At 74.1% G+C, this 622-nt stretch carries 1 protein-coding gene; it reads left to right on the top strand.

Annotation, left to right across the window (positions count from 1 at the left end):
* On the top strand, window positions 1-622 hold a 622-nt coding region (locus tag BAW75_RS10345; RefSeq protein WP_104113425.1), incomplete at both ends, for an EamA family transporter.

The following is a 622-nucleotide window of genomic DNA, read 5'->3' as shown; positions in this document are numbered from 1 at the left end:
ACCGGGTGGTGGAGACGGCGCTCGGGTACTTCATCAACCCGCTGGTGTCGGTGCTGTTCGGCGTCTTCCTGCTGCGCGAACGGCTGCGACCGGCGCAGTGGGCGGCGCTCGGCGTCGGCGGGCTCGCGGTGGCGGTGCTCGCCATCGACTACGGCCGGCTGCCCTGGCTGGCGCTCACCCTGGCGTTCAGCTTCGCCGGGTACGGCCTGGTCAAGAAGCGCCTCGCGCTGCCCGCCACGGAAGGGCTGTTCGTGGAGTCGGCGGTGCTGGCGCTGCCCGCGCTGGCGTACCTGGGCTGGCTGTCGGCGCGCGGCGACTCGACGTTCGGGCACGCCTCGGCCGGGCACACCGCGCTGCTGGTGCTGGCCGGCGCCGCCACCGCGATCCCGCTGCTGCTGTTCGCCGGGGCGGCGAGCCGGCTGCCGCTGTCCACTGTCGGCATGCTGCAATATCTGGCCCCGATCCTCCAGCTCGGCTGCGGCGTGCTGATCTTCCACGAGCCGATGCCCGCGGTCCGGCTGGCCGGCTTCGCGCTGGTGTGGCTGGCCCTGATGGTCTTCACCGCCGACGCCCTGCGCCACTCCCACCGCACCCGCCAGGCCACCCGCACCCCCACCCCGGC

It is taken from the genome of Micromonospora chalcea (assembly GCF_002926165.1).
GTDB lineage: Bacteria > Actinomycetota > Actinomycetes > Mycobacteriales > Micromonosporaceae > Micromonospora > Micromonospora chalcea.
The sequence above is the reverse complement of the archived record's forward strand: the minus strand, read 5'-3'. Positions and strand labels throughout refer to the sequence as shown.